The organism is Arthrobacter sp. Z5-13 (assembly GCF_056499105.1).
The window spans coordinates 2,737,149-2,762,372 of sequence record NZ_CP096460.1; the positions used below are offsets into that span (position 1 = coordinate 2,737,149).

At 61.7% G+C, this 25,224-nt stretch carries 21 protein-coding genes; 12 read left to right on the plus strand and 9 right to left on the minus strand.

Going from position 1 to position 25,224, the window contains the following annotated elements:
- Positions 1-11 precede the first annotated feature (11 nt).
- On the minus strand, positions 12-725 hold the full coding sequence (locus tag M1E02_RS12950) for a DUF3710 domain-containing protein (RefSeq protein WP_479374667.1): 714 nt from the start codon (positions 723-725) through the stop codon (positions 12-14).
- A 122-nt stretch (positions 726-847) separates the two neighbouring features.
- A complete protein-coding gene (gene dut / locus M1E02_RS12955) occupies positions 848-1,378 on the minus strand; it encodes a dUTP diphosphatase (RefSeq protein WP_479374668.1) in 531 nt (176 codons plus the stop codon).
- A 105-nt stretch (positions 1,379-1,483) separates the two neighbouring features.
- Here dut and M1E02_RS12960 point away from each other — a divergent pair, with 105 nt between their 5' ends.
- Positions 1,484-1,966, plus strand: a complete 483-nt coding sequence (locus M1E02_RS12960) for a DUF3093 domain-containing protein (RefSeq protein WP_479374669.1) — start codon at positions 1,484-1,486, stop codon at positions 1,964-1,966.
- A gap of 9 nt (positions 1,967-1,975) precedes the next feature.
- Here M1E02_RS12960 and M1E02_RS12965 read toward each other — a convergent pair whose 3' ends face one another.
- On the minus strand, positions 1,976-2,275 hold the full coding sequence (locus M1E02_RS12965) for a DUF4193 domain-containing protein (protein ID WP_309105666.1): 300 nt from the start codon (positions 2,273-2,275) through the stop codon (positions 1,976-1,978).
- Between the two features lie 288 nt (positions 2,276-2,563).
- Here M1E02_RS12965 and sepH point away from each other — a divergent pair, with 288 nt between their 5' ends.
- Entirely contained in the window at positions 2,564-3,979 is a 1,416-nt protein-coding gene (sepH, locus tag M1E02_RS12970) for a septation protein SepH (protein ID WP_479374670.1), read from the plus strand.
- 28 nt (positions 3,980-4,007) lie between these two features.
- On the opposite strand, the gene M1E02_RS12975 is transcribed toward sepH, so the two are convergent.
- The 4 genes from M1E02_RS12975 to M1E02_RS12990 form a co-directional block, all read right to left on the minus strand.
- The gene (locus tag M1E02_RS12975) at positions 4,008-4,742 is read right to left on the minus strand and encodes a thymidine kinase (RefSeq protein ID WP_479374671.1); all 735 of its coding nucleotides are present in this window, start codon (positions 4,740-4,742) and stop codon (positions 4,008-4,010) included.
- Positions 4,735-5,973 carry an alkaline phosphatase family protein gene (locus tag M1E02_RS12980; RefSeq protein WP_479378150.1) on the minus strand — a complete coding sequence of 413 codons (1,239 nt, stop codon included), beginning with the start codon at positions 5,971-5,973 and terminating at the stop codon, positions 4,735-4,737. The genes M1E02_RS12975 and M1E02_RS12980 overlap by 8 nt, the downstream gene beginning before the upstream one ends.
- 1 nt (position 5,974) lies before the next feature.
- A complete protein-coding gene (locus M1E02_RS12985; protein ID WP_479374672.1) occupies positions 5,975-6,727 on the minus strand; it encodes a DUF5998 family protein in 753 nt (250 codons plus the stop codon).
- Positions 6,728-6,793: 66 nt separating this feature from the next.
- Positions 6,794-9,487, minus strand: coding sequence for a bifunctional acetate--CoA ligase family protein/GNAT family N-acetyltransferase (locus M1E02_RS12990; protein WP_479374673.1), 2,694 nt, complete (start codon positions 9,485-9,487; stop codon positions 6,794-6,796).
- A gap of 112 nt (positions 9,488-9,599) precedes the next feature.
- Here M1E02_RS12990 and M1E02_RS12995 point away from each other — a divergent pair, with 112 nt between their 5' ends.
- The 3 genes from M1E02_RS12995 to M1E02_RS13005 all read left to right on the plus strand — a co-directional run bounded on the left by M1E02_RS12995 (position 9,600) and on the right by M1E02_RS13005 (position 14,253).
- Positions 9,600-12,122, plus strand: a complete 2,523-nt coding sequence (locus M1E02_RS12995) for a DNA gyrase/topoisomerase IV subunit A (protein ID WP_479374674.1) — start codon at positions 9,600-9,602, stop codon at positions 12,120-12,122.
- 32 nt (positions 12,123-12,154) lie between these two features.
- The gene (locus tag M1E02_RS13000) at positions 12,155-12,673 is read left to right on the plus strand and encodes a DinB family protein (protein ID WP_479374675.1); all 519 of its coding nucleotides are present in this window, start codon (positions 12,155-12,157) and stop codon (positions 12,671-12,673) included.
- Between the two features lie 155 nt (positions 12,674-12,828).
- Positions 12,829-14,253 carry an FAD-binding oxidoreductase gene (locus M1E02_RS13005; RefSeq protein WP_479374676.1) on the plus strand — a complete coding sequence of 475 codons (1,425 nt, stop codon included), beginning with the start codon at positions 12,829-12,831 and terminating at the stop codon, positions 14,251-14,253.
- 41 nt (positions 14,254-14,294) lie between these two features.
- On the opposite strand, the gene M1E02_RS13010 is transcribed toward M1E02_RS13005, so the two are convergent.
- Positions 14,295-15,770, minus strand: coding sequence for an arabinan endo-1,5-alpha-L-arabinosidase (locus M1E02_RS13010; protein ID WP_479374677.1), 1,476 nt, complete (start codon positions 15,768-15,770; stop codon positions 14,295-14,297).
- Positions 15,771-16,099: 329 nt separating this feature from the next.
- On the opposite strand from M1E02_RS13010, the gene M1E02_RS13015 reads away from it, so the two are divergent.
- The 7 genes from M1E02_RS13015 to M1E02_RS13045 all read left to right on the plus strand — a co-directional run bounded on the left by M1E02_RS13015 (position 16,100) and on the right by M1E02_RS13045 (position 24,151).
- Positions 16,100-17,434, plus strand: coding sequence for an ABC transporter substrate-binding protein (locus tag M1E02_RS13015; protein WP_479374678.1), 1,335 nt, complete (start codon positions 16,100-16,102; stop codon positions 17,432-17,434).
- A 142-nt stretch (positions 17,435-17,576) separates the two neighbouring features.
- Positions 17,577-18,476: a carbohydrate ABC transporter permease gene (locus M1E02_RS13020; RefSeq protein ID WP_479374679.1), complete on the plus strand. Its 900-nt coding sequence runs from the start codon at positions 17,577-17,579 to the stop codon at positions 18,474-18,476.
- A gap of 11 nt (positions 18,477-18,487) precedes the next feature.
- A complete protein-coding gene (locus M1E02_RS13025) occupies positions 18,488-19,438 on the plus strand; it encodes a carbohydrate ABC transporter permease (RefSeq protein WP_479374680.1) in 951 nt (316 codons plus the stop codon).
- Entirely contained in the window at positions 19,435-20,778 is a 1,344-nt protein-coding gene (locus M1E02_RS13030) for an arabinan endo-1,5-alpha-L-arabinosidase (RefSeq protein WP_479374681.1), read from the plus strand. Before M1E02_RS13025 ends, M1E02_RS13030 begins: the two co-directional genes overlap by 4 nt.
- 2 nt (positions 20,779-20,780) lie before the next feature.
- Positions 20,781-21,452, plus strand: coding sequence for a YesL family protein (locus tag M1E02_RS13035; protein WP_479374682.1), 672 nt, complete (start codon positions 20,781-20,783; stop codon positions 21,450-21,452).
- A gap of 126 nt (positions 21,453-21,578) precedes the next feature.
- On the plus strand, positions 21,579-23,102 hold the full coding sequence (gene arfA, locus M1E02_RS13040; protein WP_479378151.1) for an arabinosylfuranosidase ArfA: 1,524 nt from the start codon (positions 21,579-21,581) through the stop codon (positions 23,100-23,102).
- Positions 23,103-23,146: 44 nt separating this feature from the next.
- Positions 23,147-24,151, plus strand: a complete 1,005-nt coding sequence (locus M1E02_RS13045) for an arabinan endo-1,5-alpha-L-arabinosidase (RefSeq protein ID WP_479374683.1) — start codon at positions 23,147-23,149, stop codon at positions 24,149-24,151.
- Here the strand turns inward: M1E02_RS13045 and M1E02_RS13050 are convergent.
- Positions 24,148-25,191, minus strand: a complete 1,044-nt coding sequence (locus tag M1E02_RS13050) for a LacI family DNA-binding transcriptional regulator (RefSeq protein WP_479374684.1) — start codon at positions 25,189-25,191, stop codon at positions 24,148-24,150. The two genes, M1E02_RS13045 and M1E02_RS13050, sit on opposite strands and share 4 nt — an antisense overlap.
- Positions 25,192-25,224: the final 33 nt, after the last annotated feature.

Here is a 25,224-nt window from a genome sequence, read left to right on the forward strand (position 1 = left end):
CCTGCGTGAGATCAGCCAATCTGCGTAATCTCGGGTCCGCGTTCAGGCTTCTGGAATTCAGGAGCGCCCTGGGGGGTCGTGGTGGCGTCCTTGGGCAGCCGCAGTTGCAGCAGGTCCCGTGGCGGCATCGGGTTATCGCCACGAACCACCACGATCTGCCGGAAAAGCGATTCAAGGGCCGCTGCGGCTTCACGGTCGACGGCGGCCTCCCCGCCCAGGACTCCACGCAGGAACCAGCGGGGACCATCCACGCCAATGAACCGGGCCACCCGGTATCCCTGGCTGCCATCGGGTTGGCCGGCAGGAAGTTTGGCAACAAGCTCCGTTCCGAAGCTGCCCTGCACCTCCTCCACCTGGCCGCCCTGGCCGCTGACTGACTGGCCGATCTGTTCCCGGATTTCCTCCCACAGCCCTTCGGACCGCGGGGCTGCGAATGCCTGGAGCTGCAGGCTTGAGCCCTGAAGGTCCATCGTGACGGCAACTACCCGCTGCGTGGCCTCTTCCACCTCGAGCCGAAGCTGAAGCCCTTCCGTGGGCGCAATGAGAAGGGCGCCGAGGTCAACGTAGCCGTCCCGGTTCTCAATCTCGGAGGCATCAAAAGGGCCACTGGCACGTGGTCCGGTTAACTCCTCGCCGCCTTCCGACGACCCGTTGTCCGTTTCCGGCCACTCTGCGGACTCTGCCGCCTGTTCCTTCTTGGCTTTCCTGCCACGCCCAAAAACCATGGGGTTGTCTCCTTAGTTGTTCTTGTCCCACAGGGGGAGGACACCTGTCCGGCGCCCCTAAGAGCCGGTCATGGTGCCGACGCCCGGCTTCTCTGAAACCTGCTGACGGCAGCTGGTGGGGATTACACCGGAGATTGACCGAAGCCGCCGGTCGAGCCGAACCCGCCGCTGCCGCGGACAGAATCACTGAGTTCCCCCACAACAACGAAGTCCGCATACTCCACGCGCTGGATGACCATCTGTGCAATTCTATCGCCGCGGCTCAGTTCAATGGCGTGTTCGCGATCGGTATTCAGAAGCGTCACGGAGATCTCGCCCCGGTAGCCGGCGTCGACGGTTCCAGGGGCATTCACAATGGTCAGGCCGTGCTTTGTGGCGAGACCCGAGCGGGGATGGATGAGGGCGACGTAACCCTCCGGCAGGGCAATGGACACTCCTGTGGGAACCAGGCGGCGCTCACCTGGGGCCAGAACCACGTCCTCACGCGAGCGGAGATCGGCCCCGGCGTCTCCGGGGTGGGCGTACGACGGAGCTTCCAGGCCGTCGTCGAGCATTTTCAGCTGGACCGCCAAAGTCTTTCCTCCAGTCGAGGAGGAAGGGGCCACCGGCGCATCTTCGGGCACTGTCCGCACCGCTGCTAGTTCATCAGTCACAGTCACTCACTCTATCGCCCACCCCGGAAATCGGCCTAGCCGCCTCCCTGGCCGGGAAAGACGGGCAAAGATGAATTAGCCTGCGAAAAGTGGAAAGCTTGGCACATGCCGGAATCCAACGCAGGTTCGCCTGCTCCCAACAGCACTCCCAGCGCCACTGTACTTTTCCGAGAAAAGCTCTGGCCCACCTTTTGGATCTGGCTTATCGCGGTGGGACTTGCCGGTGCAGGCATCCTGGTGTTTGCTCCCATCAGCCTGATTGCGGGATTCACTGCTGCCGCCGTGCTGTTCGTGATTATGGCCGTTCTGCTGATGACCTCGACGCCGACCATTACAGTCACTCCTGAGACCCTCCAAGTGGGCAGGGCCTCTATTGAACGACGGTTCGTCGGCGATGCGACAGCTTTCCGGGGCAAAGAAGCTACGGCCGAACGTGGCGTACGGCTGAACGGCCTTGCCTACCTTTGCATTCGGGGCTGGGTGGATCCGGTGGTCCGGATCGAAATCACCGATCCCTCGGATCGCACCCCCTATTGGCTTGCCTCTACCAGGCATCCCGATGAACTGCTTTCAGCACTTCAGCAATAACTGACTCCCCTAGCCTTCGCATTCCTTGCAGAACTTCATTCCGTCCTTCTCCCTGGCCACCTGGGAGCGGTGCCGGACAAGGAAACAGGACGCACAAGTAAACTCGTCCGCCTGGGGAGGCAGCACACGAACCAGGAGTTCTTCCCCGGAAAGGTCCGCACCGGGGAGTTCATAGCCCTCCGCAATATCAGATTCATCCTCATCCACCACGGCGGTTGGCTTGTCCGTCCGCCGCGACTTCAGTTCTTCAAGGGAATCTTCGCTGAGGTCTTCTTCTGTCTTCCTTGGCGCATCGTAGTCTGTCGCCATGATTTGATTGCTCACACTCCGCTTTGGTTCGGTTGGATCCCCGGCCTCAGGGGAACCTGTGGCCGGTTCACCGATGTAAACGCTGCGCCATCTGATTTTGTGCCCGATTTCCGCGTTATTTTTCCCTAAGAGGAACCGGAAAGCCAGTACCCTTCCGCTCCTTTTTTCCAACGCCTGTATTGGTTGGAAAGTCGCGGAATATCGCGGCGCGCCCTCCGTCCTAACAGCAATTGGTGCTGCCGAGTGGCAGAGTTTCGATTGTTAGTAATGCCAGGGTGGAGGATTTGTATGCAGGATCTACGGCTTGTAGGCGTCCACGACGACGGAGAGCATCTCCTGTTGAGCGGCACCGGCGGCGAGATGTTCCGGCTGCCGATCGATGAAGCACTCCGTGTCGCGGCCAGCCGTACTTCCGCGAACGCAGCAGCGCGCGCGGCGACCACGCCCATTGCCATGTCTCCACGCGATATCCAGGCCAAAATCAGGAGCGGTTCAACAGCCGCCGAAGTGGCTGACTTGTCCGGAATACCCCTTGCCAAGGTGCAGCGGTATGAGGGCCCGGTGCTTGCCGAACGCGAATACGTCGCCCAACAGGCCCGCAAGATTGAAGTCGCGGCTCCCGCTCCCGGCCATGACATTTACCGCTCAGCGTTCGGGGACAACCCGGCCTCCCTCGGCGAAATGGTCGCCCACCGCCTGACCGCCTACGGCGTGGAGCCTTCCACTGTCGAATGGGATTCCTGGCGCAGGCCGGACGGAACCTGGACAGTCGTCGCAAGGTTCGAGGCAAGAACGGGCGGGCCAGCGAACATCGGCGAGGAACCCCCTGCCATGTGGACATTCAGTCCAAGCAGGAAGTCCCTGCAGAATGCGAACCGCTGGGCGCAGCAACTGAGTGAGCTGGAGCCGTTGGACGGACCGCTTCCCACCCGCAGGCTGTCTGCCGTATCAGACCGCCCTTTCGATTTTGAAACCGATGCCGGCGCGGGCCGGAACGCTACCGGAAAGCAGGGGAAGGACGCCGACGGGCTGCTGGACATGTTGCGCTCCCGCCGGGGACAACGGCTCGGCGTTGACGAAGACAGCGACGACGCGTTGGCCCTACTGCTGACGAACGGAGTTCCGGCCGCGCATCCGAGGCCTTCGGAAATGGTTGCTGAACCGGATATCGAGCCCGAGGCCGCGAGGCCCGATACAGATGAAGACGCAAACGCGCCTGCCGCACGTGCAGATCTCCACGACCGCAAACGGGATGGCAGGGTATCCATGTTGTCGCGGCTCAGCCTCGCCCCCCGTCCCCAAGCCGAGGACGACGATTCGCTGAAGCTGCAGGACGGCGTCAGCACTGATACGCGAGAAATTACGATCGTGCCTGGTCCCCGGCGTCCCGGCGCAGGGAGAGTTGACACGCCCTCACGTCCCGGCATTGAATCCGGCGGAGACGGATCACGTGATCCGGCCCCAGGCCAAGGGACGAGAAGTACCGGCGGCCCGCAAAGTGCCGGACTCGACGAGCTGTTGGGAGGACGCGGGGTTCGGCGTTCCGCCAGCGATTCCGGCAGCACCCGGGAGCGCGAGGGAAACCGCGAGCGGGACGGAATCCGTGAGCGGGACGGGGAACTGCCCGAGCGGCAACCATCGAAACCCAAACGATCAAGCGTCCCGAGCTGGGATGAGATTGTGTTCGGAACCCGCGGGGATTAGCGGATCCCTTTGCTAAAGCGCTCGGTTTCTAAGCGTCTTTGGCTGGCGGCGAGCCTGCTGCATTCCAGACGCAGGCGTCAGTATCAAACGGCAGAAGCTGGTCATGTTGGGCCAGAACATTAGCCCCGTGGGCAGTAACCCGACGCATGTAGTGCCTGCGGCACAGCGTTTCATATCCCACCACCGGCACCAGGAGTGGGTCCGCGCTTCCGCTTGCGCCGCCGCCAGTCCCCCGGTCGACGTCGCCGACTACTATCTGCTCGCCTTCAACAACCATCGCGCCGTCAACCGTGCGGGCATTTTGGGTGGCCCGCCGCCCACACCAGCACAATGCCTCAACCTGGAGGACATGGACGCGGTCTGCAAGCTCAATGAGACGCTGGGAGCCCGGAAACAACCTGGTGCGAAAGTCAGCAGTGATGCCAAAGGCGAACACGTCGAGCTCCATCTCGTCCACAACACGGGCCAGCTGTTCCACCTGCAAAGGCGAATAGAACTGGGCCTCATCGCAGATCAGATAGTCAACGCGGCCGCCTTTGGTTCTCCGGCGCACCACCTCTTCCCAGAAATCTGTGGAGTCAAGAACCTCCATAGCGTCTGTTTCAAGTCCTAAACGGCTAGAGATACGGGAGCCGCCGGCACGGTCATTGCAGCTGAATCTGACCCCATCCCGGCCACGCGCACGGTGGTTGTAATCCATCTGCAGGGCGAGAGTCGATTTGCCGCAGTCCATGGTTCCCGAGAAAAAGACGAGTTCAGCCACGCCTGCCCTTTTTACCTTCCGCCTTGAAGCACAGCAGGGGAACTTCGCGTTCGGCCTTGGTCAGCGAGCCGTGCTGGCCCACTACCTCCAGGGCTGTGGGCCGTACCCTGCGGGTGTCGTAGAGCGCCAGCGCGTCCCTTGCGGCGATCATAACGTCACCGATCCTGGGAACCACCTCTTCGCGTACCCTGCCGAAGAGTCCGGCGGCGATCGCTTCGTCCCGGGTGAAAGCCCAGATGCGTTCGCCGAACCGGGAGCGCCAGGCTGCCAGCAACCGCTCCTGCCCCTGTTGCCCCAGATCCGGCTCGAGGTAAAGATGGACCATCCTGGGCTCACCGGCTGTATGCCGCACACCCTCGATAAGGGCCGGATCTGCGGAAAAGTCGAGCCGTTGCGACTCGGGAACATCCAGCATCCCGTGATCAGCGGTGAGGAGCATGGTGGTTCCTGCCGGAAGGGTGGAACTCAGCCTGCGGACAGTGGCATCCAGTTCTTCGATCTGATGTTCCCATTGCGCAGACTGGCAGCCATGCCTGTGGCCTGCCTTGTCCAGTTCATTGACATAGAAGTACATGAGGGCGCGATCCGTGCTTTCCATCGCTTCCGCGGCGGCCTCAGTCCTGGCATGGGCGGTGATTCCTGATACGTGACGGCCACCGCGGAGGGCTGCCTGGGTCATGGGCGAGCTGGTGAACTGGGGAAGGCTGACGGTGACCACGTCCAGATGCTCTGCTGCCCGCTCCAGCACAGTCGGGAAAGGCTGCCACGTCTGCGGATCAACCCCGGAGTCCCAGTTCCCGAGCATGTTGACCACTTTGTCCTGGCCAGGGTCCAGGATGTCGTAGCCCACCATGCCGTGCTGACCCGGTTCAAGCCCCGTCCCCAGGCTGGCAAGCGAAGCAGCGGTTGTGGAGGGAAAGGCTGCATCCAGCACAACGGGAACGGAGCCCTGGCCCGCCAGGACCAGGCTGCGCAGGAATGGTGTGTGCGCAAGTTTTTGCTTCAGCAGGCTGCGTCCCAGTCCATCAGCAACAATGACGCAGATCCGCTGGCCCTGCGGAATGTTGAGACCGTTGTCAAAGCCCTCAATGCCCAGGCTTGCCGCTGCACTGGGAAAGACTTCGGCTACTGAGCGGCTTCCGAAAGCCGGTGCGGAGGGAAGGGAAAGCGCGCCCGACGTAACCGGGGGTGCTGTTGCGGGGATCGGACCAGGACTTTGCGCAGGCGCCATCTTAGCGCTGGTGCCCGCGGCTGAGCCGGTTGCCGAAGACACCCATCCTGGGGCGGGGATGTGCCGAGCCTGCATGGGCCGTGGGAGTGGAAGATGCCGTGTTCACGGCGCGCAGGGCGCGGGCGAAAAGTTTTGCGTCCTGGACGGCCTGGAGCCCGTCAGCTTCGGCGCTGATGCGAAGGACTATGTCCTCCTGGGCGATGGTTCCGCTGTAGCCGTGGTCTGCCTCGCACTGCGGATCGCCGCAGCTGGCCGGTCCGACGTCGAGGCGCTGGCCCCCGGACCAGGCGATCGAGAGAGTTACCTCCCGCACGGGATCCGATGACTTGTAGTTTTGCGGCTGGGCGTACATATAGCTGAGAACCACGGAGCGGATCTGAGCCACCGGAACGGACTCAGTGGAAATCTGGGCTACGATCTGTTCCCCGGCTTCGTCGAGCTGCTGATCATCCACGTGGGTGATGACCAGCATGTCGTCAGTCAGGACCAGCACCGTGATATGGCGGCGTACTTCGGCCCGGTCGAAGTGCGTTTCCAAATGGACAAGGTGCGCGACGCAATCCCGCCCATCGAGGGCGTCATCGACGACGTCGGCCACGAGCCGCGGATAAAAACCGGCTTGCTGGAGCGCCCCCTCCAGGCTCTGTCCTTGGGCGCTGTGGTTGTGTGAGCTGTGGGAATGCGGGACCTGCTGGCCTGGCTGGTTCCCGGTCACGGGCGTTTGCGGCTTCGAGGTGGGAGGCTGGGAGCTCATGACCCCATTTTCACAGATCGGCTGGGGAGTTGCTAACTGCGGGGGGAAGGGAGACCGCTGCGGCTCCTATCCCACCATGATCCTGCGGGCGGTATCGGTTCGCTTGGAGGCGTTGGCAATCCGTACATCCGCCGCCAGGATGGCGAGCCCTGAGGCACCTGCAAGTACCGGATTGAATTCCACGAGGGCAACTTCGGGATGATTGTCCTTGAGCATCGTCAAACGAACGGCCAGGTCTTCCAATGCCGCCACATCAACGGCGGGAAGTCCCTGGTATCCAAAAAGCTTCCGGGCCGCCCTCGGGGCCCGAATGAATTCGTGAACATCCGACGCCGAGAGTGGAGGCACCCTGTGCGCCCAGTCATCCAGGAGGTTGACGGCGTCGCCCGCGAGGCCAAAGGAAACGACCGGTCCCAGCAATGCATCCTCGATGGCGCGGAACGTGCACCCTTGACCCACCGGGGCCATCGACTGCACTTCCAGGGTTGTGGAACCGTACGGTGCCAGTACACGCTGCATCTCCAGGATATTCCGGCGCAGCGAGTCTGCGTCCTGGATGTCCAGCCGGACGCCGCCAAGATCCAGCCTGTGCCGGAGGGTGGGGTCCGTTGTTTTCAAGGCAACTGGCCAGCCCAGCTTCCCGGCCGCTTCCACTGCCTCATCCAAGGTGGAAAATGCTGCAGACGGGACTACCCGGATGCCGTAATGCCCGAGTAGCTGAGCGGCCGTGGACTGGTCCAGCTGGACAAGCTGTTCACCAGGCACGCCGTGGAGCAACCCGTCCAGCACTGCGCGGGCAGCGTCAGGATCACAGCCCGCCGGCTCCACGAAAAGCCCTTGGTCCCGGTTCACCCACTGCACGTAACGGACAACGGCTGCCAAGGCGGCCACTCCCGCCTCGGGGTTCGAAAAGCAAGGCAGAGGAAGGCCGGACTGCGGTTCGGCTGCCACCATCCCTTCCACATAGATCGAGGGATCGAGGATGCCCGTGAACGCGGCCACGACAGGCTTGCCTGCGGCGGTGGAGCACTCGGCCAGCACCTCCGCAATGTTCTCCACTGTCAGTCCGCGGGCAGGCAGCACAGACACCAGCACCGAATGGACGGACTCTGCATTCAGCAATTCGCCAAGGGTTCGACGCAGGTCCGGAAGTGCTATGGACAACCCCGCGTCCAGGTCCACATCCGTTACCGTCTGCTCGACGACGAGCCCATGGGCGGTGGCGCTGTCCGCCACCACCTTCCCCAGGGCCTGGGAGTTGCTGACCACGGCAATGCCCGGTCCTGCCGGGAGCGGCTGGCGGGAAACAACCTGGGCAACATCCATCAGCTGTTCAATGGTTTCCACCGGAATCACTCCGGCCTGACGCATCATCGCGTCAAGCGCGCCGGCGGGAGCCTGGGTGGTCCGGACGGCGTGGCCCGGCGGCAGTTGAAGGCCCATGGAACCGGACTTGGCCACGATGACCGGCTTGGTCAGCGCCAGCCGCCGGGCGAGACGCGAAAACTTGCGCGGGTTACCGATCGACTCCAGATACAGGCCCACGGCGGCGGTGTCGGCGTCGTCCTCCCAGAACTGCATCATGTCGTTACCGGATACATCCGCCCGGTTGCCTGCCGATAGAAAGGTCGAGATTCCCAGCCGCCGGCGGCTTGACGCCGCATAGAGTGAGACGCCGATAGCAGCGGACTGGCTGAAGAGCCCCAAGCCTCCCCGCCGGGGCAGGCTCGGTGCCATCGAAGCGTTGAGGGACACCGCCGGGTTGGTGTTCACGATGCCCAGGGAGGCCGGCCCGATGACCCGCATACCGTTGGCCCTCGCCTGCCGGACCAGTTCCCGTTGACGGGCGAGCCCTGCCTCACCCGCTTCTGCGTAGCCGGCGGTCGCCACCACCAGCCCTTTGACCCCGGCAGCGGCGCATTCGTCCACCACCTTAGTGACCTCGTCCTGGGGGACGGCCACAACAGCCAGACGCACGGGGTCGGGCACCTCGGACAGACTCCCAAAGGAGAGCATGCCGGCCAGCTCCAGTGCCTCTGGGTTGATGGCATAAACGGGCCCGGTAAACCCGCCTTCGATGATGTGTTCAAGGAGCTGATAGCCGATAGAGCCCCATTTGCGGCTTGCACCGATCACTGCGACGGACGACGGCGCCAGAAGTTCCTGGATACTTCTCGCCTCGGCACGGTGCTCGCGGGACTCCATGACTGCCCGGGATTTGTCCGTGGGGTCGATGTTGAATTCAAGGCTGACCACGCCGTCATCGAAATGACGCTTAACGTCGTAGCCGGCGTCGGAGAAGACCATCAGCATTTTCCGGTTTTCCGGCAGGACCTCTGCACTGAACCTGCGGATTCCCTTTTCCCTGGCGGCCGCTGCAAGGTGCTCAAGCAGGATCGAACCGATGCCCCGCCCTTGGTGCGCGTCAGCGATGTTGAAGGCGACTTCGGCTTCAACCGGATCATCGAGCCGGTCATACCGGCCGATTCCAATGATTTCGCCGCCGATCGTGATGACCAGTGCCACCCGGTCCTGATAGTCCACTTCGGTGAAGCGTTTGAGCTCCTTGGCGCTCAAACGGGATTTGAACGCGAAGAAACGCATGTAGATTGAATTCTGCGATTGCCCGGTATGGAAGGTCTGCACGGCGTCCGCGTCAGAGGGATGAATAGGGCGCAAATGAGCTGTCCCACCATCCCTGAGGACGACATCGGCTTCCCAATATTCCGGATATTCGCCGTCCCCGGGCTGATCCACCATAGGCTTAGCCTAGCCAAAAACTCCCGCTGCGCACCGCCGCAGCTTGATCCTTAGTTTTTCAAACAGCTTTATCAGGTACTGACCCGCAAGATACAGAGGAACCTCCAGCCCCATGGCCCGCCGCCAAACTCCCGCTGCAGCCGCATTAGTGCAGGACTACACCGAGAACATTGTTGACATTGACGTCACTTCCGAAATGGAAGGCTCATTCCTGGAGTACGCCTACTCGGTGATCTATTCGCGTGCCCTTCCTGATGCCAGGGACGGCCTGAAGCCGGTCCAGCGGCGGATTCTGTTCATGATGAGCGAGATGGGCCTCCGTCCTGACCGTGGCCATGTGAAGAGCGCGCGCGTCGTCGGTGAAGTGATGGGCAAGCTCCATCCCCACGGCGATACGGCCATTTATGACGCCATGGTCCGCATGGCGCAGGATTTTTCTTTACGGCTTCCGCTGATCGACGGCCACGGCAACTTCGGATCGCTCGACGACGGCCCCGCGGCCCCGCGGTACACCGAGGCCCGCCTCGCAGCCGCGGCTCTGACACTGACCGACCACCTCGACGAAGACGTGGTCAACTTCATCCCCAACTACGACAACCAGCTCACCCAGCCCGAGGTCCTGCCCGCCGCGTTCCCGAATCTCCTGGTCAACGGAGCCACCGGTATCGCCGTCGGCATGGCCACGAACATGGCGCCACACAACCTCGTGGAAATCATCGCCGCGGCCCGCCACCTCATTGCCAACCCTGATGCCACTCTCGCTGACATCATGAAATTCGTTCCCGGACCGGATCTGCCCACCGGCGGACGGATTGTCGGGTTGGACGGAATCCGCGACGCCTACGCCACCGGCCGCGGCTCGTTCAAAACCCGGGCCAAAGTTGAGATCGAGCAGCTTTCAGCCCGCCGCACCGGCCTGGTGGTCACGGAACTGCCTTACATGGTGGGTCCTGAAAAAGTGATCGAAAAGATCAAAGACGCGGTCAATGGCAAGAAGCTGACGGGCATCAGCGACGTTGTGGACCTGACCGACCGGAAGCACGGGCTGCGGCTGGTCATCGAGCTCAAGAACGGCTTCAACCCCAACGCCGTCCTGCAGCAGCTCTACCGCTACTCCCCGATGGAAGACTCCTTCGGCATCAACAACGTCACCCTGGTGGACGGCCAGCCGCAAACCCTCGGACTCCTGCAGCTTCTGTCCGTGTACGTCGATCACCGCATCAGCGTTGTCAGGCGGCGCACCGCCTTCAGGCTCGGGAAGAAGAAGGACCGGCTGCACCTGGTCGAAGGCCTCCTGATTGCCATCGTCGATATTGATGAAGTCATCCAGATCATCCGTTCCTCGGATGAAGCGTCAGCGGCGCGTGAGCGGCTTATGTCGATTTATGACCTCTCCGAAATCCAGGCGAATTACATCCTGGAACTGAGGCTCCGGCAACTTACTAAATACTCCCGCATCGAACTCGAAAAAGAGCAGGACCAGCTCCGCCGCGAGATTGAGGAGCTCGAGGCGATTTTGGCTTCGGACGAGCGGCTGCGCGACCTCGTATCCAGCGAGCTGGCCGAGATCGCGGAGAAGTACGGTACCCCGCGACGCACGGTGCTGCTGGAATCAGAGGCCGTCTCCCCTACCGTCGCCGCAGCCGTAGCCGTAGCCGGCGGTCCGGGGGCCAAAGGCAAGGCAGTGCCGCTGGCTTTGGAAATCGCCGACGACCCCTGCTGGGCAATCCTGACCGCCTCTGGCCAGATCGCCAGAACGTCCAACCGGGACGAGCTTGCAGAGACAGGACCACGCACCAAGCACGACGTCTTCCGTTCAGTTGTGAAAACCTCTGCCCGGGGCGAGGTGGCCGCAGTGACCTCGCTGGGCAGGATGTTGCGTGTCCAGGTAATGGATATGCCGGTTCTCCCTCCGACGTCGGGCCTTCCCAACCTTGCTGGCGGTGTGCCGGCTAAAGACTTCATCACCTTGCTCAAAGGCGAAGCGCTGGTGGCATTCGCGGCCCTGGATGAAGTGCTGGCCATCGGAACCGCCCTTGGAGTGGTCAAACGCGTCCAGCCCGATTACCCCCTGAACCGGGAGGACTGGGAAGTGATCACGCTCAAGGACAAGGACACCGTGGTTGGCGTGGAATCGGCTGCCGACGACGACCACCTCGTCTTTGTGACCCGCCAGGCACAGCTGCTCCGGTTCAATGCGGGCGCTGTCCGTCCGCAGGGCAGGACAGCGGGAGGCATGGCCGGAATCAAACTGGCCGACGGCGATGAAGTCCTGCACTTCGGCACCGTTCGCCCGGACGACGATGACGCCGTCGTCGTCACCATTGCAGGCACCAACGGCGCCCTGCCCGGTACGGCTCCCGGAACCGCGAAAGTTACAGCACTGAGCGAATATCCCCTGAAGGGGCGTGCCACAGCAGGTGTCCGTGCACACCGTTTCCTCAAAGGCGAAGACGTGCTGCTGCTTGGGTGGGCCGGACACGGTCCCGCCAGGGCCTCATCGCTTGCCGGAGTGGCACGGTCGCTTCCCCAGGAGCACGGACGTCGGGACGGTTCAGGGATTCCTTTGTCACAGGCCATCGATGCAATCGGCCCAAGCATGACGTGGTCCGACACCGCCGAGGCTGCTTCCTGAGTCCAGCACGGTCCGGACCCTAGACTACTGGCATGCCTATCATCCCCGATGAAAAAGACTGGACCTGGGTGCTGTCCCGGCCCTGCCCCGAGTGCGGTTTCGATGCTTCGACGGTGACTCCGGCCACCGTTCCGGGTACGGTCACCAACATGCTCCCCCGGTGGCGCGCTGCCTTGCGCCGTTCGGATGTCGCAGAGCGGCCTGACGACGCCACCTGGTCTGTCCTTGAGTATGCCTCGCATGTGCGCGATGTTTTCAGCCTCTTTGACCGCAGGCTCACCCAGATGCTGACGGAAGACAATGCCCGCTTCGAGAACTGGGACCAGGACCGGACGGCGATTGAGAAGGATTACGCCACTGCAGATCCTGCCGTCGTCAGCGCGGAACTCACAGCGGAAGGGCAGCAGGTAGCTGAGTCCTTTGCCGAGGTGCGCCAGGACCAATGGGGCCGCCGGGGCATCCGTAGTAACGGCTCAGAGTTCACTGTGCTGACGTTGGCGCAGTACTTCCTCCATGACGTGGTGCATCACCTCCACGATGTGGATGGGTGAGCTGTGGACGGAGGAGTCTTCGGATTGACCGCTGGAATCGTTGACCGGTTCGGCCGGTAATCCTAGACTCGGGGACAACGCCACTCTGATCGGCTCAGCGACGTCACCTCAATGTCAGATTGAGGGTTCATCCATTCGCGCGGAAGCAGAAATCGATGACAACACCCCATCCAGGTGACCCCGAACCCACCGTCGATCGTGCACTGCAGCAATTGCGCGGGGCCTTTTCCGGATCGCTGTTCGAGCCGCAGGATCCACAGTACGAGGACGCCCGTCGCGTGTGGAACGGAATGGTCGATCTCCGTCCCCGAGCCATCGCCCGGGCGGGAGCAGTATCTGACATCGATGCGGTGCTTGAAGCCGTCCGGCAGTCCGGATTGCCCCTTGCGGTCCGGGGCGGAGGGCACAACGTCGCGGGCCACGGCACCGTCGAAGGTGGCATCGTGCTGGACCTGGGTCAGCTGCGGAACGTTACCGTGGACCCCCGGCAACAGCTCGTGACCGTCGAGCCAGGGGCAACGCTGGCGGACGTAGACGCGGCGACAACTTCGCATGACTTGGCGGTTCCCCTCGGGGTGATCAGCGCAACCGGTGTAGCAGGACTGACCCTGGGTGGAGGTGTCGGCTGGCTGACCCGCTCCTACGGACTGACCCTGGATAACCTGCAATCCGCCGACGTCGTCATGGCAGGCGGGGAGCACCTGCGCGCCAGCAGCGAGGAAAATCCTGAGTTGTTCTGGGGGCTAAAGGGCGGAGGCGGGAACTTTGGCGTGGTCTCATCCTTTACCTTCCGTGCGCGCCGGCTGCCCGGTTCCATCCTGGGCGGGAACTTCTTCTATCGTCCCCAGCATTGGGAGAAGGCCTTGGCCGCCTTCAGTATGTGGACGAGTGGTCTGCCCGAGGAGATGAACCCCATCATCTCCTTTCTGGTGCTTCCGCCGGAGTTCGGGATGGGAAGCGAACCATGGATGATCATCGGATTTGCCTGGGTTGGCGAGAACCAACAGGCCGGACTTGATTTGGTAGAGCAGTTGGCCGTGGAGGCGCCGCCCGACGAGCAGGAAGCGGGGCCAGTCGGGTGGGTTGAGTGGCAGAGCGCCATGGACACCGTCTTCCCTAAAGGCTCACGGGGATACTGGAAGAACGTGTCCTTCTCGCAGCTGGACGAGGAGGTGATTAAGGTACTGGTGGGGTTCGCCTCGGAGGTGACCTGGCACGGGACCGGGATTGACATCCACCACATGGAGGGCGCGTTCGCGCGGGTGCCGGAGGACGCCACTGCTTTCCCCACCCGCTCCCCGCGCTACTGGCTCAACGTCTACGGATTCTGGCGCGATGCGGCGGAGGACGAACGGCTTACCGCATTCGCCCGTAAGGCACACGCACTCATGCAGCCCTTTGCCGAGCATGGTGAGTACGTCAACTTCCTCGGGGCCGAACTCCAAACCAGGGAAGAAGATGCAGCGCGCGAGGCTTATGGTCAGGACAAGTACCAGCGGCTCGTGGCCATCAAGGACCGCTATGACCCGCAGAACATCTTCCGCCTCAACCACAACATCAGCCCAGGGCTTAGGTCCTGAGGCGTGGACGGACTGGCAGCGCCCGTCCACGCCCGGAACAGCTAGCCGGTTACAGTCAGCTTGGCAGGCTCGGTAACCGCCTTGCCATGGGCATTCCGGAACACAGCACGAATCAGAAGCCCGTCCTGACCAGTGGTCACAGGCATAAGATCCAGGCTTGACACGTTTGTACCCTCGTCAGTTCTTTTGGTGCCGGCTTTCCCGCCCGCCGTTTTCCATGTAACCCCGTTGTCCGATGACGATTCCCAAACTGCGACGGGTCCTGGCGCACCGGTCGCCGTCGCTTTGAAGACGGCCCGCTTACCGGAATTTGCCGTGACAGACCGCGGTTGCTTACTAACGGCAGGAACGCCGACGGTCTGGTTGAATTCCGGCCAACCATCCACCCAGGCGATTTTCTGGATCCCCAAGGTGGGGAAATACGGAATGTCCTCGTTGGACGCGTCGTAGTAATGGAAGGCCAGGTAGTCACCGAAGACGGACTGACCGCCAGGACCGGTCACTGCACCGTGGCTGTCCAACACCACTGAGCCACCGCCACCGAACATGTCTTTGCCATCCTTGTCCAGATACGGGCCGGTGAGGGACGTGGACCTTCCCACAGCCACCTTGTAAGTGGAATCGGCTCCCCGGCAGCAGAAGCCGAAGGAAACGAAGAGATAGAAATACTCGCCGTGTTTGGTGATGTAGGGCGCCTCGATGGGATTGCCGGCCATGAAGCGATCCGCAATATTGACCGTTTTCGACTCCCAGTTCTCCACCGTCTTGCCGCTGGGCCACTCGATCGGCACCAGGAAAATTCCGTACCAGAAGGATCCGATCGCCATATACGGCGTCCCGTCAGCATCTTCGACGATCCCGGCGTCGATGGCATTGAAGGTTTTGTTCGGATGATTGGGATCAAGCCCGGTCACTGGAGATGCCACCACCAGTCCCCTGTCCACCCACTCATAATCCGGGTCGGTTGGATCCAGGGTGGTGTTGGTTGCCAGTGCCGTCAGGGACTTGTTGCCACCAAAGCGCGACGCCGAGTAGTAGAGGTAGTACGTTCCGTCGTTCTCTACGATCTCCGGGGCCCAGAGGTTGTCCGGGAGCTGGCCGTCTGCAAAGTGCTCATCAATCCAGGTTGGAATCCGGTCCCAGACAAAGCCGGCGTGCTGCCAGGTTGTGCCGGCGTCGTGGGAGGACCACGTCTGGATAGTCCCGCCGTTTTCACGGTTTAGGAGTCCTGTCGAGTAGACGTACCAGGTGCCGTCTTTATCGATGATCAGCGCCGGGTCATGTATCGGCGAGGTCTCTCCGACGACGGATTTGCCGCCCGGCAAGTCCTCCTGGACTGATTGCCGGTCATTGGCACGGTTTTTGAGTGGGTTGGTTGATTGGTACGCCGAAGGGTTGGCGTTCACTGGCTTCACGGCTTGGGGCGGCAGCGCCGAGGCCGTCAGGGAGAGGCTGAGCAGAGCTGTCAGGCCGACCAGCCCCACACCCCAAAGACGTGGCAGACGTGACTTCATCATCACGTGTTCCTTCCGAAAGTTGGCTTGAGGGGTAGGTTCCGCGACGCAGGATGCACTGGGACGGCAGAAGAATTGCAACGTTGTAACGATGAATATGACATGGGGGTTCCGAGGAGTCAAGGGGTTTTTACTGGAGGCGCGCTGGCGTAAGAGGAGGTTGACGTGAAAAAAAGTTAGCGTGAACAATTTCTGACGCGACAGTCTTGACGCCGGGGCACGGCACGTGTGATATTTCTTACAACGTTGCAAATCATCCGGACCCGGATGCCGGTCTGCCCTTCACGGCGACCGCTGGGCCTCATCGTAATACCAACCGGAAGGACTACGTGATGAAGAAGTCACGTCCCATGGCCGTAACCCTGGCATTCTTTGCCGCGGCCGGCCTTATGCTCGGCGGTTGCTCCGCCCCCACCGGCGCAGAAGCCGGCGAAAAGAAGCTGACATTTATGTTCCGAGGCGGGGAGGACGAAAAGAAGGCGTACGAACAGGCTGTCTCCCAATTCGAAAAGGACAACGGTGTTGACGTCGAAATTATTGTTACCACCGCTGATCAGTACGCCACAAAGCTGAAGGCCGCCATCGCAGGCAAGCAGGTTCCGGATGTGTTCTACATAGGTCCGGGCGATGTACAGGCGTACGTGCAGAACGGGATTGTCAAAGACATCACTGATTATGTGGAGAAGTCAGACACAATCGACCTGGACAACATTTGGGAATACGGCGTAGACAGCTACCGGTTCGACGGCAAGCTGACAGGCCAGGGAGCCATCTACGCCCTGCTCAAGGATGTGGGACCGTTTTCCTTCGGCTACAACAAAACCATGTTCGAAAAAGCAGGAATTCCGCTGCCGGACAAGGACAAGCCCTACACCTTTGACCAGTTCGTCGACATCTCCAAAAAGCTCACGGCCGACACGAACGGAGACGGCAGCCTGGATCAGTGGGGCACCGGCCTGAACGTCCAGTGGAATCTCCAGCCCTTCGTATGGTCCAATGACGGCGACTGGCTGAATGAAGACCGGACCAAAGTCACCGTGGACACCCCTGAATTCGCCGAGACCCTGCAGTGGTTCGCTGACCTCCAGAACGTCCACGGGGTCACCCCTTCCGTGGCCGAGGCACAGACCCTTGACACCTACCAGCGATGGATGAAGGGCGAAATCGGATTCTTCCCCATCGCACCCTGGGACCTCTCCACCTACCAGAAGCTCGGCTTCGACTGGGACGTCATCCCGTACCCGGCCGGCAAGACGGGTAAATCCGCCACCTGGACGGGAACGTTGGGGATCGCAGTTTCTGAAACTACGAAACATCCCGAGGACGCCGTGAAGCTCGTTGAATTCCTGACAGCCAATAAAGAGGCACAGGAATCGCTGGTAAAGGCCGGCATCCAGATCCCCAACCTGAAGGATATGGCCGAGACCTGGGCCGCCGACACCACCACCAAACCGGCCAACAAGGCTGAGTTCCTGGAGATCGTCAAGGACTACGGACGGGCGCTTCCGGGTGGAAACACTTACAACGCAGAGTGGTACGACGAACTGTTCACCAACATCCAGCCTGTGCTGGACGGCAAACAAACGGCCAAGGACTACCTGAAGGAAGCACAGCCCAGGATGCAGCAGTTCCTGGATGCCGCGAACCAGCAGGCCGGTATCGGCTGACCGTCACCCCGGTCCCCCAAGACTGGTGCCGCGGCTGCATCCGAGCGCAGCCGCGGCACCCCTCCCTGCCCTTCACCACAGCTTGACGTGCGAAGGCCCCTGAAGCCCTTGCCCCATTACCAAAATCAAAGAGGATCCGCCGATGTCCATGACCATGCGCCGCTCAAGGCTCCACCGGAAGGAACACCTGGCCGCCCTGCTCTTCGTGGCTATCCCGGTGATCGGGTTCCTGTTGTTTACACTCTTTCCGCTGCTGTTCTCCGTGTACGCGTCGTTCACCAATTGGAACGGCATTTCGAGTCCGAAGTTCAAGGGCATCGACAACTACGTCAAGATGTTCGAGGACCGGTACTTCCTGAAGTCCCTCTGGAACACGCTCTACATGATGATCGGCATACCCATTGGCCTGGTCATCTCCCTCGCCCTGGCACTGGCCCTGAACCGCAAGATGCGCGGCACAACTTTCTTCCGGACTGTGTACTACCTGCCAGTCATCTCCTCCATAGCGGCAGTCGCCATCCTTTGGCAGTGGGCCTTCAACGGAGACTTTGGACTGATCAATCAAGGCCTGTCCCTGATCGGCATCGACGGGCCGAACTGGCTTCAGGACACTTCCACCGTCAAGCCCGCCCTCATCATCATGGCCGTCTGGAAGGGCCTGGGCTACTCGATGCTGCTGTATCTGGCGGCGTTGCAGTCGGTTCCCCGGTACCTGTACGAAGCCGCGTCCCTGGACGGAGCCAGCCCGTGGCAGCAGTTCCGCCACATCACCATCCCGATGGTCCGGCCGGTCACCTTCTTCCTGATTGTTACGAGCATCATCGGAGGCAGCCAGATCTTCGTCGAAATCAACATCATGACCCCTACGGGAGGCCCGGAATTCGAGTCCGCCTCCATCGTCTGGTACATCTGGCAAAAGGCCTTTGACAACCTGCAGATGGGTTACGCCTCCGCCATGTCCGTGGTTCTGGGGCTCCTGGTGTTCATCATCACCTTCATCCAGTTCCGGCTCAACCGCCGCAACCAGTTCTCGATCGATTGAGGCAGGCAGCCATGTCGACACAGCGCGTCATCACCCCAGCGCCCTTGAAACCGGTCCAGAGAATCCCAATGGGTTCCGGCAAGGACAGCAGCGGCAGCAGCCCAACCGCCGTCGTGCCCGAACGCAGCAAAAGCAGGACCAACCCCGGGAACATCCTGGTTGGAATCATCCTGTCCCTCGGAGCCATCATTATGATTGCTCCGCTCGCCTGGACCTTCTCCACCTCGCTCAAAACCCGCGAGGGTGTCTTCGAGCTCCCGCCCCAGTGGATTCCGGATCCTTTCGTGTGGGAAAACTATGCCAGAATCTGGACAGCCGGGCCGTTGCTGAGCGGAATCCAGAACAGCCTCATCGTTGCATGTTCTGTAACGATCGTCGGGTCCCTGACCTCTGCCCTGGCCGCCTTTGCCTTCGCGAAACTGCGGATGCCCTTCAAGAACGCCATCTTCCTTGGGCTGCTGGCCGGGTTAATGATTCCGTTTCCCACCCTGATGATTCCCCAATTCACCATGTTCGCGAGCATCGGCTGGGTGGACACGCTGCTTCCCCTGATCGTGCCGGGTTTGTTTGGAAACATCATCATGATCTTTTTCCTCCGCCAATTCCTTAACAGCGTGCCCGACTCTATCGTGGAGGCGGCCAGAATCGACGGCGCTTCCTACCTGCAGATTTTCTGGACGCTGATCCTCCCTGCTGTGAGGCCTGCCCTTGCGGCACAGTTCATTCTTTGGTTCATGGCCATGTGGAATGACTATCTGGCACCGATCATCTACCTCAACTCACCAGGAACACAAACCCTGCAGCTGGTCATCGCCAATTTCAATGCCCAGTACGCCATCCAGACGGACTATCCCCTCATCATGGCTGCTTCCTTCGTGGCGCTCCTGCCGGTCCTGATCGTCTTTATCGTCTTCCAGCGGCAGATCATTGAATCAATCGCACTGACGGGGGCCAAAGGGTGAGCGCGGGCGTCATCCCCCAGCGGCTCCGGCCATTGCGTCCGGAACCCACAGGAGCGCCCGCAACGTGGGGTGCCCGGCACGCCCACGACCCTACTGTGGTCCAGTCAGATGACGGCACCTTCTACATGTACTCCACCGACGCTGTCGCGAATTCGGCATCGGTTCCCGCTGGGGTGCACATCCGGACGTCGAGGGACCTTGTTACCTGGAGCTATTCCGGAACAGCGCTCGACGGCGTTCCCGGTCCGGCCTTTGACTGGACGGGAGCACAGGGATTGTGGGCTCCCGAAGTTGTCCGCTGGCATGACGGCCGGTGGCATATGTACTACTCGGCTTCCACCTTCGGATCGAACACGTCTGCCATAGGCCTGGCCGTTTCACCTGACCCTTCGGGGCCGTGGGAGGACCTTGGCCTTGTAGTGGCTACCCGGAGCGGGGAGCACACCCAGAACGCCATTGACGCGGCAGTGACCTTTGACGCAGACGGGGAAGCCTGGCTCACTTACGGATCGTTCTTTTCCGGCATCTACACCCTGCCGCTCGAGAGGACCACAGGCGGGCCGATCAGAGATGGTGACCTCGGCTCGCTCATTGCGTGCCGCCAGCTTTCGGTTGAAGGTGCCATCGAGGGCGCGTACATCATGTACCGTCCGGAAGAGGACAAGTATGTCCTGTTCGCTTCCTATGATTCCCTCTTCGCCACCTACAACGTGCGGGTTGCCGTCGCCGATTCGGTTACCGGGCCCTATCGGGACTTCAATGGCGCTGCCATGACGGATCTTGGGCAGGAACCTGGTTCCATAGGCACCAAGGTGCTGGGAAGCTACCGTTTCGACGGCGACTCCGGCTGGCTCGCGCCGGGCCACAATTCTGTGTTCACGCGTCCCGGGCAAGCCACTGACGAGCACTTCATGGTGCACCATGTCCGCTTTGCCGAGGACCCATCCCAGCACGCGGTACAGCTCCGCCGGCTGTTTTTTACCGAAACGGGTTGGCCCGTTGTATCACCCCAGCCCTTCGCCGGGGAGGCGGAAGAGGTGATCGAGGCACCCCAGGTGATCTCCGGCAAATGGCGGGTCATCCGCCTGGATCCATCGTCCACTGAGCTGGCTGACGCTGTGGCGGCGGAAGTGCACGCTGATGCCGCTGTGTTCTCGGGTGGGTCGCCGTCCAAGGTGAAAGTCCGTGTCAGCGTTGAACTGGCCGGGGTTGAACCCGACGGCGTTGAGGTGGACTCAGTGGTGTTTGCCTCCTGGGACTGGTCAAGGGGCCAAGCGGCGCTCTCGTTCAGCGGGATCGACAAGACCGGCGTCGTCTGGTCCGGGACCAGGGAGCCCTAACCATGAACGAGGAAGCCTTGGGTTGGGCTGGCCGGCTGATGCGTTGGCTCGACTTTGCCGTGAATCTGGTCCTGATCAACCTGCTGTTTGTGGCAGGAGTCCTGGCCGGGGGTGTTGTAGCCGGGCTTTTCCCAGCGGCCGTGGCTGCGTCCACCATGCTCGCCCGGCTACGGACCGGAGCCCTGGGCGAGCACCCCGTCAGGGATTTCATCACGGCCTACCGCTCCCAGTTCCTTCATGCCAACAAGGTGGGCAGCATCTTCTGGGTTGCGGCGGCCATCCTGATGCTGAACGGACTGTCCTTGGTGAGCGCCCCTTCACTCCAATCCTCAACTCTGGACCCAACGGCAGCCCAATCAGCTTCCTCCCCGGTCCGGGCAGTGTTGCTGGTTCTCTCAGGGGTGGCAGGGGCAGCCACGCTGGCCGCAGCGGGCACCGCCGTCGACGTCTGTACGCGCTACCGCGACACCGTGTTCAGGACGTGGCGCCTGGCGTTCATGCTTCCTTTGGCTTCTCCACTGCTTGGCCTATCCCTGGTAGCCAGCTACGTGGCCCTGGCCGTTGTCTTCGCAGGCATAAACGTTCTGGTACCGCTGATCGGCGCTTCACTCCCGCTTCTGCTCTCCGGGTGGCTGGTGGGACGGCATCTAAGCGCCCTGGAACCCTCCTACTAGCCGGATCTGCATCACCATGTGGCCCCGGATGCTCCGGCCACTATCTATAACGTTATACAGAATAGGAAACAGACATTGACTTCTCCTGCCAGCACCAAAGTCGGCAACACTGACAACCCTGACAACATCACCTATCTGGACGCAGTCGCCCCGACAGTTATTACCATTGACCGGTCTGCCGTCGTGGCCCCTGTAAGCCGTCGTATCTTCGGCTCGTTCGTGGAGCATTTGGGCCGGTGCGTCTATGACGGGATCTACGAGCCCGGCCACCCGACCGCCAATGACGATGGCTTCCGGCTTGATGTTGTGGACCTCGTCAAGGAACTTGGCTCAAGCACCATCCGCTACCCCGGTGGCAACTTCGTCTCCGGCTACCGCTGGGAAGACGGCGTGGGGCCCAGGGACCAGCGGCCTGTCAGGCGGGACCTCGCATGGCACTCCCTGGAAACAAACCAGGTGGGGATCGACGAGTTCGCCCGCTGGTGCGCCCTCACGGATTCAGAGCTCATGATGGCGGTCAATCTCGGCACCCGCGGGATTGATGCCGCGCTGGACCTGCTCGAGTACGCCAACCACCCCTCTGGCACCGCCCTGAGTGAACAACGCATCGCCAGCGGCGCCAAGGACCCTTACAACATCCGCATGTGGTGCCTGGGCAACGAGATGGACGGGCCGTGGCAGATCGGCCACATGTCCGCTGACAACTATGGAAAGCTGGCCGCGCGAACGGCGTCGGCCATGAAGACCGCGGACAAGAACCTTGAACTGGTGGTCTGCGGCTCTTCGAGTTCCTCAATGCCCACCTTCGGCGAGTGGGAGCGTGTGGTCCTCGAGCACAGCTACGACTATGTGGACTACGTCTCGTGCCACGCCTACTACCAGGAACGCAACGGGGACCTCGGCTCGTACCTGGCATCCTCGCTGGACATGCAGTACTTCATCGAGACTGTGGTGGCTACCGCCGACCACGTCAAGCACAAGCTGAAGAGCAAGAAGACCATCCAGCTTTCCTTCGATGAGTGGAACATCTGGTACCTGGATGAGCACCAGGCCTCCGACGAGGTCAATGAGGAATGGGTCCACGCGCCCCGCCAGCTGGAGGACGTCTATTCCGTGGCCGACGCCGTGGTGTTCGGCAACCTGCTGATCACCCTGCTCAAGAACCATGACCGGGTGGCGTCCGCATCTCTGGCCCAACTGGTGAACGTCATCGCCCCCATCATGACAGAACCGGGTGGGGCCGCCTGGCGGCAGACTACGTTTTTCCCCTTCTCAGTGACGTCCCGGTTGGCGCGGGGCGAGGTACTGCGGCCCCGGATCGATGCCGGCACCTATACAACCGCCGTTTACGGAGAAGCTCCGCTCGTGGATGCTGTCGCAACCGCCGACGCCGGAACCGGACAGTCCGCGCTCTTCCTCGTAAACCGGAGCCAGACGGAAGCAATCGACATTACGGTCAGGGTGGCTGAGCTCAATGCCTCGGTCATCAGTGAGGCCGTCACTCTGCACGATGAGGACGTTTATGCCAAGAACACGCTCCAGGACCAGAACCGCGTCGGTCTCAAGCCGCTCAACGGCGCTGTCTTGGAGGACGGTGTGCTCACGGTGACACTGCCTCCGGTGTCATGGTCCGCCGTCGCGCTCGCCTAGTGAAATTGTTGCGGGGGAACAGCACCGCAGCCAGTCGCACGAAAATGGCGCTGGCCGCGGTGCTGGCCGCAGGACTTGCCTTGGCAGTGGGTCTCTCCGGTTGTACAACAGCAGGGACGGACGCTGCGGCAGCTCAAGGAAGTACAAAAGAGCTCACCGGGGACTTCTTCACGCACGACCCCGCCCTTGTTGCCGGGAAAGAGGGCGGTCCCTGGTTTGTGTACTCGACAGGCAACGGTCAGACGGCCGACGGAAACATCCAGATCCGACGCTCCGAGGACGGCAAGGAGTGGACCTACGCGGGCGAGGTGTGGCAGGAGAAACCCGAGTGGCTGAAGGAGGCCGTGCCTGGTGTGGACAACCTTTGGGCCCCGGAACTCTACGAGCACAACGGCACCTGGTACCTCTACTACTCGGCGTCAACCTTCGGCAAGAATAGATCCGTTATTGCCCTTGCCACGAACACCACGCTGGATCCCGAGGAGCCCGGCTACCAGTGGGTTGATAAGGGTGAAGTAATCTCTTCGGCGGGCCAGCGTTTCAACGCTATCGACGCCGGCATCGTGGAGGATGACACCGGCACTCCCTGGATGGCCTTCGGATCCTTCTGGACCGGAATACAGCTCGTGGAACTGGAGTGGCCGGGAGGCCTCCGCGCCAACACTGCCGAACCGGTTCGCATTGCCGACAGGAAATCGCCGCCCAACGCCATCGAGGCGCCGTACATTCTGCGGCGGGATGGCTATTACTACCTTTTCGTCTCCAGGGATTTTTGTTGTCAGGGCCTGGAGAGCACCTACAACATTGCAGTGGGGCGTTCCGAAGAGGTGACAGGACCCTATATCGCTCAGGATGGTGTGGCGTTGCTCGACGGCGGCGGTACCCCTGTCCTGGCCACGGCTGATGAAAGGGTGGGACCCGGCGGACAGTCTGTTTCCGGGGACACGCTCGCCTTCCACTACTACGACGCCAAGCTCGACGGCGCTTTCCGCCTTGGCCTGCTCGAACTGCAGTGGGTGGACGGCTGGCCTGTTGCCGCCTGGGACTAGTGCCCGGAAGCCGGAATGGCTGACTCAGCCGCCTGGCCCAAGGTGGACTCCCTGGCCACCACCTTGAATGTGGTTTCGATTTCCTGGGGAGCCGAGCCGTCCGGGTGCATGATCCTCTCCAGGAGCACCCGGATGGCCGTTTCGGCAATTTCCACACGTCCCGGATCCACAGTACTGAGAGTTGGCAGTGAATAGCGTGTCTCGTCCAGGTCATCAAACCCGATGATGGCCACGTCCTCGGGCACCCGGTAACCCGCCTGCTGGAGTACGCGCATGGCACCCTGCGCCAGGGTGTCGTTCATGCCAAACACCGCATCAAAGGTGACTCCCCTGGCAAGGAGTTCGCGCATCGCGGCGGCACCGTTGGAACGATGCCAGGACCACATGTAGGCCACGATGGAATCGTCGTAGGCAATGCCCCGTGCGGTCAAGGCCTCTCGGTATCCCCGGAGCCTCAACCCTGCCGAGCCGATAACTTCACCGTCGTGGGCACCCACCACCGCTATCCGCTTGCGGCCCAGGTCCAGCAAGTGATCTGTGGCAGCCCGGGCCGCAGCAACGTTCTGCATGGTCACGTGGTCGCAGTCTCCGGAAAAAATCCGCTCGCCCAAGAGGACCATCGGCACCTCCGACTTCACCAGGGCGGCGTCTTCTTCGCCGAGTCCAAGTGGGCTGAACAGCAGTCCGTCCGACATCTGCAGCCGCGGGCTGGAAAGGACCTCAAGTTCGCGCTCGCGGTTCCCCCCTGTTTGTTCGATCAGGACGACGAGGCCCCTCGCCTCGGCGGCCGCAATGACGGCATCGGCGAGTTCGGCGAAGTAGGGCAATTTAAGCTGCGGAACTGCGAGGGTGATGGCACCCGTATGGCCGGATCTCAGGCTTCGCGCCGCCAGATTGGGCCGGTAGCCCAATTCTGCGATGGCAGCCTCGACCTTGCTGCGCGTGACCGGACGCACGTGAGGATGATTGTTAATGACATTTGAGACAGTTTTGAAAGACACTCCTGCCACCCGTGCAACATCGTGCAGTGTCGCCGCCATGAAGGTTCCTCTTATTCGGTGTCCGGAAAAGTG